6 protein-coding genes are annotated in these 9825 nt (G+C 70.6%); 4 read left to right on the top strand and 2 right to left on the bottom strand.

Annotation, left to right across the window (positions count from 1 at the left end; translation table 11 throughout):
* Nucleotides 1-44 precede the first annotated feature (44 nt).
* Nucleotides 45-1622 carry an MDR family MFS transporter gene (locus ACFVZW_RS35740; protein ID WP_384530583.1) on the bottom strand — a complete coding sequence of 526 codons (1578 nt, stop codon included), beginning with the start codon at nucleotides 1620-1622 and terminating at the stop codon, nucleotides 45-47.
* A gap of 121 nt (nucleotides 1623-1743) precedes the next feature.
* Between ACFVZW_RS35740 and ACFVZW_RS35735 the strand changes: the two genes are divergently transcribed.
* Complete coding sequence (locus ACFVZW_RS35735) at nucleotides 1744-2301, top strand: TetR/AcrR family transcriptional regulator (RefSeq protein ID WP_384530582.1); 558 nt, start codon at nucleotides 1744-1746, stop codon at nucleotides 2299-2301.
* 13 nt (nucleotides 2302-2314) lie between these two features.
* On the opposite strand, the gene ACFVZW_RS35730 is transcribed toward ACFVZW_RS35735, so the two are convergent.
* The gene (locus tag ACFVZW_RS35730; protein WP_384530580.1) at nucleotides 2315-3016 is read right to left on the bottom strand and encodes a M23 family metallopeptidase; all 702 of its coding nucleotides are present in this window, start codon (nucleotides 3014-3016) and stop codon (nucleotides 2315-2317) included.
* Between the two features lie 511 nt (nucleotides 3017-3527).
* On the opposite strand from ACFVZW_RS35730, the gene ACFVZW_RS35725 reads away from it, so the two are divergent.
* Genes ACFVZW_RS35725 through ACFVZW_RS35715 form a run of 3 tightly spaced genes read left to right on the top strand, consistent with a single transcriptional unit; the run spans nucleotide 3528 to nucleotide 9789 of the window.
* Nucleotides 3528-6593, top strand: coding sequence for an NACHT domain-containing protein (locus ACFVZW_RS35725; RefSeq protein ID WP_384530578.1), 3066 nt, complete (start codon nucleotides 3528-3530; stop codon nucleotides 6591-6593).
* A gap of 38 nt (nucleotides 6594-6631) precedes the next feature.
* Complete coding sequence (locus tag ACFVZW_RS35720) at nucleotides 6632-6949, top strand: trypco2 family protein (protein WP_384530576.1); 318 nt, start codon at nucleotides 6632-6634, stop codon at nucleotides 6947-6949.
* A complete protein-coding gene (locus tag ACFVZW_RS35715; RefSeq protein ID WP_384530574.1) occupies nucleotides 6949-9789 on the top strand; it encodes an NACHT domain-containing protein in 2841 nt (946 codons plus the stop codon). The genes ACFVZW_RS35720 and ACFVZW_RS35715 overlap by 1 nt, the downstream gene beginning before the upstream one ends.
* Nucleotides 9790-9825: the final 36 nt, after the last annotated feature.

Raw genomic sequence — 9825 nt, 5'->3', positions numbered from 1 at the left:
GGGCACACCTGGTGTGCCGGGGCCCTCTCCCGTACGCGCGCGGATCAGACGGTCTCGGCGACCTTCGGCGCCTCGTCCGTGGCCTGGGGCTTCGTCTCCGGTCCGGCGCCTCGCAGCGCCACCTCCTTGACGAGGAAGGCGAGCACGAAGCCGATGACGGCGACCGCCGAGGCGACCAGGAAGGCGGAGTGCGTGCCGGCGGAGACCGCGTGCTGGTACGCCTCGCGCAGTGCCTCGGGCAGCTTCGCCAGGGAGGCCGCGTCGAGCTGGGCGGACTGCTGGGTCAGTTCCGAGCCGCCGCGCGTCGCCATCTCGTCCTGGACGCGGCTCGTGAAGAGCGCACCCATGATCGCGACGCCGAAGGAGGAGCCGAGGGTACGGAAGAGGGTCGTCGAGCTGGAGGCGACGCCCATGTCCTTCATCTCGACGCTGTTCTGCGCGACGAGCATCGTGATCTGCATCAGGAAGCCCATGCCGGCGCCGAGCACCGCCATGTAGATCCCGGAGGTGAGGCGGGTGGTGCCGGTGTCCATCTGCGCGAGCAGGAACAGGCCGATCACCATCAGCGCCGTACCGATGATCGGGAAGATCTTGTACTTGCCGCTGTTGGTGGTGATCCGGCCGGAGATCAGCGAGACGACCATCATCGACAGCAGCATCGGCAGGAGCAGCAGGCCGGAGTTGGTGGCCGAGGCGCCCTGCACGGACTGCTGGAAGAGCGGCAGGAAGAGGACCGCGCCGAACATCACGAAGCCGGTGAGGAAGCCGATCACCGACATGAGGGTGAAGTTGCGGCTGCGGAAGATGTGCAGCGGCACGACCGGGTCGGCGGCGCGGGTCTCGGCCCAGAGGAAGGCGGCGAGCGCGGCGACACCGGCGACCGAGAGGCCGACGATGGTCGCGGAGCCCCAGGCGTACTCCGTACCGCCCCAGGTGGTGACCAGGACGATCGCGGTGATGCCGACGGTCAGCAGCGAGGCGCCGAGGAAGTCGATCCGGGTGGAGCGGTCGCGCTCCTTCTTGGGCAGGTGGAGCACGGCGGTGACCATCGCGAGGGCGACGGCGCCGAGCGGCAGGTTGATGTAGAAGGACCAGCGCCAGCCCCAGTGGTCGGTGATGGTGCCGCCGACCAGCGGTCCGCCGATCATGGCGAGGGCCATCACGCCGGCCATCATGCCCTGGTACTTGCCGCGCTCGCGGGGCGGGATCAGGTCGCCGATGATCGCCATGACGCCGACCATCAGACCGCCGGCGCCCAGGCCCTGGACGGCGCGGAAGCCGATGAGCTGGCCCATGTCCTGGGCCATGCCGCTGAGCGCCGAGCCGATCACGAAGATCACGATCGAGGTGAGGAAGACGCCCTTGCGGCCGAACATGTCGCCGAGCTTGCCCCAGATCGGGGTCGAGGCGGCGGTGGCGAGGGTGTAGGCGGTGACGACCCAGGAGAGGTGCTCCAGGCCGCCGAGCTCGCCGACGATCGTCGGCATCGCGGTGCCGATGATCATGTTGTCGAGCATCGCGAGCAGCATCGCGATCATGAGGGCGAGGAGGACGACGCGGACACTGCGTGGCTGCTCAGCCGCTCCCTCCCCGGGTGTGCTGACTGATTCGGTCGTCGCCATGCTTCCGCTCCCCACAAGCCCTTCGGGCACTTACTTGCCGCCCGGCTAGTTACTACACTGGGGGACGGTAGACCCGTAACTAGCCGGTCGTCAAGTAAGTATGAGTGTGTGGGAGCGGACCATGGCCAGAGGCAACACCCGGCAGCGCATCCAGGACGTGGCCCTCGAACTCTTCGCGGAACAGGGCTACGAGAAGACCTCACTGCGCGAGATCGCCGAACACCTCGACGTCACCAAGGCCGCGCTGTACTACCACTTCAAGACCAAGGAAGACATCATCATCGGCATCTTCCAGGACCTCACGCGGCCCGTGGACGAGCTGATCGCATGGGCACGGGAGCAGCCGCGCACGCTGGAGGTCAGGGAGGAGATCCTGCGCCGCTATCAGGAGTCCCTGATCAGCGCGGCCCCGCTGTTCCGCTTCATGCAGGAGAACCAGGCGGCCGTCCGCGAGCTGAGCATCGGCCTGACCTTCAAGGAGCGGATGATCGAGCTGAGCGGCCTGATCCAGGAGCCCGACTTCGCCGTGATCGACCGGGTGCGCTGCGTGAGCGCGATCTTCACCCTGCATGCGGGGATGTTCTTCATGGACAACGTCGAGGGCGACCCCGAGGAGAAGCGTGAAGCCGTCCTCGAAGTCGCCCTCGATCTGATCACCCAGGCGCACAGCGCGCGGTGAAGCGTTCTTCAGGTCAGATGGAGACGCCCATCGAACGCAGGAACGCGGCCGGGTTGAGCGCGGAACCGTAGTTCGGGGTCGTACGGATCTCGAAGTGCAGGTGCGGGCCGGAAGAGTTGCCGGTGTTGCCCGACAGCGCGATCTTCTGACCGGCGCCGACCTTCTGGCCGATGTGCACGTTGATCTTCGACAGGTGGGCGTACTGCGAGTACTTGCCGTTGGCGTGCTTGACGACGATGGCGTTGCCGTACGCGGGGCCGTCGCCGCCGCCGTTCGGACCGGCCTTCACGACGGTACCGGCACCGGCGGCCTTGACCGGGGTGCCGACCGGGACGGCGAAGTCCTGGCCGGAGTGCTTGTGGGCCCACATGGCGCCGCCCTGGTTGAAGCTGGCGGTCAGGGTGTAGGCGCTGACCGGCTTGACCCAGGAGGGGGCCTTCTTGGCGGCGACCGGGGCGGCCTTGACGGCCTTGGCGACGGCAGCCTTCTTGGCGGCGGCCTGCTTGGCGACGGCGGCCTTGACGGCGGCCTGGGCCTGGGCATCGGCCTGCGCGGCGACGGCAGTGGACGCACCGGTCGCGGCAGTCGCGATGGTGGCGGCCTTGCCCTCGGCGGCGAAGGCGGACCCTGCTCCGGCCACCAGCGACGCTCCCAGGCCGGCGGTGGCAAGGGCGACGGCGGTGATACGGGCGGGGTTCATGACGCGCTTCGACATACGGGGGAAAACCTCCGGGACAGAACGGAACCCGACGCGTTCGCTGCGCCGGGCGGGCTGTTGCTCATCCTTGGTAACCCGGACCCCCATCCGGCGTAAACCACCCCATCTACGACATTGCGTCGTAGCGATCTCCTGGGATGTTCGGGTCTTGACGACCCCGGACACCCCTCCCTGAAATCGGACAAAGCGGCACAAGAGAAACGGTTTATGTGCACGTCGGACCTGCCCGGATCAGACCGGCAGGCCGGTTCTCGCATGGTTCGCGCCCCCTAGGGACCAAAGCCCCGATACCCGGACCCTGAACGTCCCGATTCGGCAGCAAACGCCATCACTATTCCGGTTAGTACCCCTCGAAACGCCTGTGCGCCTTGTCACGGCGGGCCCGCCCCCATTGCGACCTGGGTCACGCGACCAAGGCCTTTTCGATCACGTCCCGCACTACGCTGGCGGCACGGTTTGAAGAACACGGCTGCTTCGGGGGACGCACGTGGATCCAGCACTCATAGGGATGCGACTCGCGTCCTCCACGATCGGCCCTCTGGTCAAGAAACTGCTGGTCAAGGACGGCCCCGGGGCCGGCGTCACCGGCGCCCGCAAGCCGATCCGGCTCTCCCGGCTCGTCTCCTTCCGCGGAGAGCAGCGCACGCTGACGGAGAAGGACGTCCGCAAACTGGCCGCGACCCTCGTCGAGCGCGCCCTCACGGGCCCGGGCGAGCCGCCGTTCCCGGCCGACGAGGCCGAGGCGCTCACCGACGCCCTGGCCGCGACGCTCCTCGCCCTCGGCGACCTCGACATGGACGACGTCCAGGCCGTCCACCTCGGCGCCCCGGTCCTCGCCCGCAGCCTGCGCGCGGCGGCCCCGGCCCCGGACGGCCTGTCGACGGACTCCGTCCACTTCCTCGACTCGCTCACCGAGTGGGCCTGCCTCCACATCCTGGAGTTCTTCACCCAGCGGTCCACGTTCGTGGCCCGGACACTGGTGGAGCAGAGCCGCGGCCAGCAGGAGCTGACCGCCAAGGTCGACGAGGTGATCCGCCGGACGCCACGCGTGGACGCGCGGGACGCGGAGTTCGAGCGGCGCTACCTGGCGTACGTGGCGAAGAAGCACGGCAGCCTCACGATCTACGGGGTGGACCTGCGGGACGCACCGGAGAAGTGGCCGCTGGACGTGGCGTACCTGTCGCTGGAGGCGACGGGGGCGGGGCTCGCGGGCGCGTGGTTCACGACGGGGAGCGGGGCCGGGACGCGGTTCGCGGAGCCGGACGGGATGGGGAGCGGGGCGGAGCCGCCCTCGATGCGGGGCGCCGACGTGGTGGCCTCGATGGGACCCGCAGCCGAATGGAGCGCCTTCGGCTCCGGCGTGGCCACGCCCGTCCACCGGAGTGACCTGGTGGCCGGCCGCGCCGACCTCGCCCTCGCCCGGCACGACAAGGTGCTCCTGCGCGGCATGGCCGGCTCCGGCAAGACGACCCTCGTCCAGTGGCTGGCGGTCTCATCGGCCCGGGACGAGCAGACGGAGGGCATGGCCTACCTCCGCGACCGGATCCCCTTCGTCCTCCCCCTCCGTACCCTCACCCGCCACGGCGAGCGGCTCCCCGCCCCCGACCGCTTCCTCTCCGCCGTCGACTGCCCGCTCTCCCCGCCCGACGGCTGGGCCGACCGCGTCCTCGCCGCCGGACGCGGCCTGGTCCTCGTCGACGGCATCGACGAGATCCCCGAGGCCGAGCGCGACCGCGCCCGCCGGTGGCTCCGCGACCTCCTCGACTCCTACGACGGCAACCGCTGGCTCGTGACCTCCCGCCCCACCGCCGTACGCGACGACTGGCTGGCGTCGGACGGCTTCACCGAGCTCGGCCTCGCCCCCATGTCCACCGCCGAGGTCGGCACCTTCGTCCGCCGCTGGCACGAGGCCGCGGGGCCGGAGGCGGCGCCGTACGAGCAGCCCCTCCTCGCCGCCCTGCGGACCACCGCCGACGTCGCCCAGCTCGCCACCAACCCCCTCATGTGCGGTCTGATCTGCGCCCTGCACCGCGGCCGCCGCGGCTTCCTGCCGCGCGGCCGCAAGGCGCTGTACGACGCGGCGCTCTCGATGCTGCTCTCGCGCCGGGACCGCGAGCGGGACATGGGCACGCCGTACGGGATCGAGCTGGGCGAGGCCCCGCAGATCCAGCTGATCCAACGGATCGCGTACTGGCTCACCCTCAACGGACGTACGACCATGGACCGTTCGCACGCGGAGTCGGTCGTGCAGGAGGCCGTACCGGCCATCACCGAGGCGGCCGGGTACGAGCCGGGCGCGGTCTTCACGCATCTGCTCCACCGAAGCGGCCTGCTGCGCGAACCGACCGCGGACACGGTCGACTTCGTCCACCGCACCTTCCAGGACTACCTGGCAGCGAAGGCCCTGGTGGACCGGTGGGACATCGGCGTCCTCGTCCGGTACGCGGCGGACGACCAGTGGGAGGACGTCATCCGCATGGCCGTCGGCCACGCGCGCCCGCGCGAATGCGCGGAGATCTTCGAGGAGTTGCTGAAGGCCGTGGATGCGGCACCGGACCGCCGTACCGAGCTACGGGTCCTCGTCGTGGCGGCGACGGCGCTGGACCACGCGACGGAGGTGGGCCCGGAGGTCCGGGAACGGATTCTGACGCGGACAAGGGAGGTGATTCCGTCGCGCGACATGCACGAGGCCCGCATCCTGGGTTCGGTGGGGCGGGGTGTACTCGACCTGCTGCCCGGCCCGCATGGGCTGAGCGACCGCGATGCGCTCATGGCCGTGGTGACGGCCACCCACATCGAGTCGGAGGCCGCTCTCCCATATCTCGCTCGGTTCACCAGCCACCCACATTTCGCGATTCGTTCCCAGCTCATGTGGGGGTGGCGGCGGTTCGACTCCCGCGCCTACGCCGAGGAAATCATCGCCCGGCTCGACTCCACCGGACTGCTCTACACCGTCAGCTCCGACGAGCAGGCCGGTGAACTCGTACGATTGGGGCTGCGCCCGTCCGGTCTCGACCTTCGGGTGGGCATCTCGGAGCAGGGCTTGGCGGAGCTCGCCCCTCTCCTCACCGAGGTGGAGGTCCTCGACGTCGCCCGGTTCGGCCACTGGCGGGCGGCATCCGTGCTCCGAGGCGACAGCGTGCGCCGGCTCACCACAGTGAGCGCCCCCGAGGAGGGCTTCGGTTCGCTTGCCCGCCTCCCCGGCCTGTCCTCGCTCGGCCTGGGGCAGGCCCCAGCACTCTTGGCGGAGGACTGGGAGGGGATCACAACGCTCGCGTCCGTCCGCCATCTCCACCTCTCCTCCCCCGCATTCAGCTCCCTCCCCATGCGCCTTCGGCTGCCTCACATCGAGAGGCTGGCCCTGGACATCGACCACCTCACAGACGTGCCGACCGGGCGGATCGTCCGGGCGTTCCCCGGGCTTCGTCAGCTGTTCCTCACCCAGGAGCAGGGAGAGCAGACACTGGACCTCGCCCCCCTGGGACGTTTGCCGTCCCTGGAGTACATCGATGCCTCGGGGGCCCGCGTCGTCGGCGCCGAACACCTCCCCGCCACCGTCGAGATCCGCACATGACCTGACCTCACTCCCCCTCCCCCGGTACGTTCACGATCATGACCGACATCGAGCTCGCCGACGCCATCGAGTCCGTGCGCGATCAACTCGTCGACGCCGCCACCCGCGCCACCGGAAAGCCCGTCGCCTTCGAAGTGGGCGACATCGAGATGGAATTCACGATCGAACTCCGCAAGGAGGTGAAGGGCGGGGCCAAGGTCAAGGCCTGGGTCGTCGAGGCCGGGGCCGATGCCTCCCGTACCCGGGGCGAGACCCATCGCGTCTGCTTCACCCTCAAGCCCCGCAACGCCGCGACGAGCGGGCCCTGGCTGGTCGGCAACGACGAGCCGGGCGACACCTCCGGGTTCGGCGACTGATGGGGCTGCCGCCCGGTCGGCGCGCGGTCGCCGTCCACTCCCAGCACTCCGGTCGGCAGGGCAGCGGCGTGCTGCTCACCGACGACACCGTCCTCACCTGCGCCCATGTACTGGAAGCCGGCTACTCGGCCTGGGTGTCCGTGCCCGGTCTGCGTGACCGGGTCCTGTGCCGGGTGATCTGGGCCGATCCGCAGCTCGACGCCGCGCTGCTCCAGGCGCCGGAGAGCCTCATCGCCGGGCTCGTCACCACCCTGGTGAACGCGGCCACCGTCAGACTCGCCGAGGTCGCGACCGAACGCCCCCTGCCCGACTGCGAGATCGTCGGCTTTCCGCACATCCAGCGTTACGACGAGGGGCGCAGGCTGGAGTGCGACCAGTACACGGGCACGGTCCTGCCCCTCGCCGGTCTGATCCGCCGCACCATGATCCTCGAACTGGACCGACCACCGGCCGCCGAACGGGCCGACGGCGGCTCCCCCCTCGCGGGCCTCTCCGGGGCGCCGGTGTTCGCCGGCAGCGGGCTGCTGGGGATCGTCAAGGGAATCCCGCGCGGCCGCGGCCATCTGCGGGTGGAGTGCGTGCCCCTGGCCGCGATCGTCGCCGGCGACGGATTCAGAGGCGCCTACGTCAAGGCGATCGGCAGCCTCCCGCCGGAGCCTGCCGCCCAGACGCACCACACCACGGTCGACTCCTCCCATGAGCAGGAGTACGCCGAAGCCCTCGGTGCCGCGTACCGTCGCACCAAGATCTTCGGGCTGGACGAACTCAACCGCCGGGCCTCCGAGTGGGACCTCGACACCGCCTATCTGTCCCTGGAGGCCACCTCCAGGGAGCCCGGATCCACCCCCGTCCCCCACCGCGTCGACGAACTCCTCGCCTCACGCCCCCGCGTCCTCCTCCGCGGCGACGCCGGCGCGGGCAAGACCACCCTCGTCTGGTGGCTCGCCGCCCACGCCGCCGCCGGCACCCTCGGACCCCAACTCGCCGAGCTGAACGGCCTCGTGCCCTTCGTCGTCCCGCTCCGCACGCTCCGGGCCCGCGGCTCCGGGTTCCCCTCCCCCGCCGAACTCCCCGGTGTCGCGGGCCTGATGGTCGACCCGGCGCCCGACGGCTGGGCAGGCAGGGTGCTGTCCGGGGGCCGGGCGCTGCTGCTCGTCGACGGTCTCGACGAGGTGCCCCCGGAGGACCGGGAGGCCGCGCACGCCTGGCTCTCGGGGCTCCTCGCCCGCTTCCCTCGCACCCGCTGTGTGGCGACCGTACGGCCGCTCGCGGTGGAGCCGGAGTGGCTGGCCGCCGAGGGCTTCGAGGAGCTCACCCTGCTGCCCATGCGGGACCAGGACATCCAGGCGTTCGTCACCGCCTGGCACGACGCGGCCGGCCTCGACGGCGAGGACCCCGAGGCCCTCAAGGGACTCGAACAGGACCTGCTCCAGCAGTTCGACCACAATCCGACCCTGTCCGACCTCGCCCGCACCCCGCTCCTCTGCGCGGTGACCTGCGCCCTGCACCGGTTACGGGAGGGGTTCCTGCCCGAGACCCGCTGGGCGCTGTACGAATCGGCGCTCCGGATGCTCCTCGGCGCCCGCGACGACCGGCGCCGGATCGACGCCCCCGACGGCATCCGGATGTCGGTGGAGGAGCACCAGCAGCTCCTCCAGCGCCTGGCGGCCTGGCTGGTCCGGGGCGGCCAGACGGAGTTCACCCGCGACCAGGCCCTGCACCAGCTGAACCGCGCGCTGCCGGGGATGCCGAGGGTCGTCGGGCAGGGCACGTCCGAGGAGATCCTCACCCACCTCCTCAACCGCAGCGGCCTCCTCCAGGAGCGGAGGGACGACGTCTTCCAGTTCGCGCACCGCACGTTCCAGGACTTCCTGGCGGCGAAGGAGTTCGTGGAGGACGACCTCATACCGGAGCTCCTGCGCCACGCACGGGACCAGCAGTGGCACGACGTCCTCCTCCTCGCGGCCGGCCACTGCTCCCGCCGGGAACTGCCCGTCCTCGTCGAGGGCCTCCTCGCGGCGGGCTCCGCGAGCCGGAAGTGGGACCTGAAGACCACCTTGTACGTCCTGGCGGCGTTGTGCGCCCAGCACGCGGCGTGGCTGTCCGAGCCGCTCCACCACCGCGTACGGAACGCGGTGACGTCGGTGCTGCCGCCACGCAGCCCCGAGCAGGTGGACCAGCTGGCCCGGCTGGGCCCGTACCTCCTGCCGCTGCTGCCCGGCCCCCACGAGAACGGCTGGTTCGACGAGCACGTGATCGAGGTGATCTGCGCGATCGGCGGCGCGGAGGCCATCCCGTACGCCCGGGCCTTCGTGGGTTCGCAGTTCGCCTACCGGCTGCCCTTCCGCTGGCGCCGGTTTCCCACCGCCGCCTACGCCCGCGAGGTCCTGGCGCGTCTCGACCTCGACAAGGATCCGTTGCTCGTCTCGAACCGGGCGGAGCTCTCGCACCTGGGTCTGCTCGGCCGCGTCGGAAACGTGGTCTTCCTGGGCGACTTCACCGCCGAGGAACTCTGCCGGACCATGGCCTTCGTCCGCCCCGACGTGGTCGAGATCGTCGGCAACGCCGTCCTGGACGGCGTCGAGTGGCTCAGGGAGAGCGGTGTGGTGCCGCGACGCCTGACCCTCCGAGAGTGCCCCGGCGTGACCAGTCTGCTCCCGCTGCGCGGGCTGGAGGGCTTGGAGGCGATCTGGCTCCATGACAATCCCCTGCGACCGGACTCCGTGCGAGCCCTCGCCGAGATTCCCGGGCTGCGGATCCTCGGTTACGACATGCTCGACGGCCCTGCCCTGGCGGCCCTGAGAGCGGCCCGCCCCGACATCGACCACCGCATCGGCTAGACGGGCAAAGGGGCGGCCCCGGACTCTTCCGAGTCC

This window comes from Streptomyces sp. NPDC059567 (assembly GCF_042735655.1).
In the GTDB taxonomy this organism is placed as follows: Bacteria; Actinomycetota; Actinomycetes; order Streptomycetales; family Streptomycetaceae; genus Streptomyces.
This window is presented reverse-complemented; position numbering and strand designations above follow the sequence as displayed.

What these genes read in the sequence shown, in the direction of transcription:
- ACFVZW_RS35740 (WP_384530583.1), bottom strand. Translation starts at nt 1,622, where the DNA reads ATGGCGACGACCGAATCAGTCAGCACACCCGGGGAGGGAGCGGCTGAG.
- ACFVZW_RS35735 (WP_384530582.1), top strand. Translation starts at nt 1,744, where the DNA reads ATGGCCAGAGGCAACACCCGGCAGCGCATCCAGGACGTGGCCCTCGAA.
- ACFVZW_RS35730 (WP_384530580.1), bottom strand. Translation starts at nt 3,016, where the DNA reads ATGTCGAAGCGCGTCATGAACCCCGCCCGTATCACCGCCGTCGCCCTT.
- ACFVZW_RS35725 (WP_384530578.1), top strand. Translation starts at nt 3,528, where the DNA reads ATGCGACTCGCGTCCTCCACGATCGGCCCTCTGGTCAAGAAACTGCTG.
- ACFVZW_RS35720 (WP_384530576.1), top strand. Translation starts at nt 6,632, where the DNA reads ATGACCGACATCGAGCTCGCCGACGCCATCGAGTCCGTGCGCGATCAA.
- ACFVZW_RS35715 (WP_384530574.1), top strand. Translation starts at nt 6,949, where the DNA reads ATGGGGCTGCCGCCCGGTCGGCGCGCGGTCGCCGTCCACTCCCAGCAC.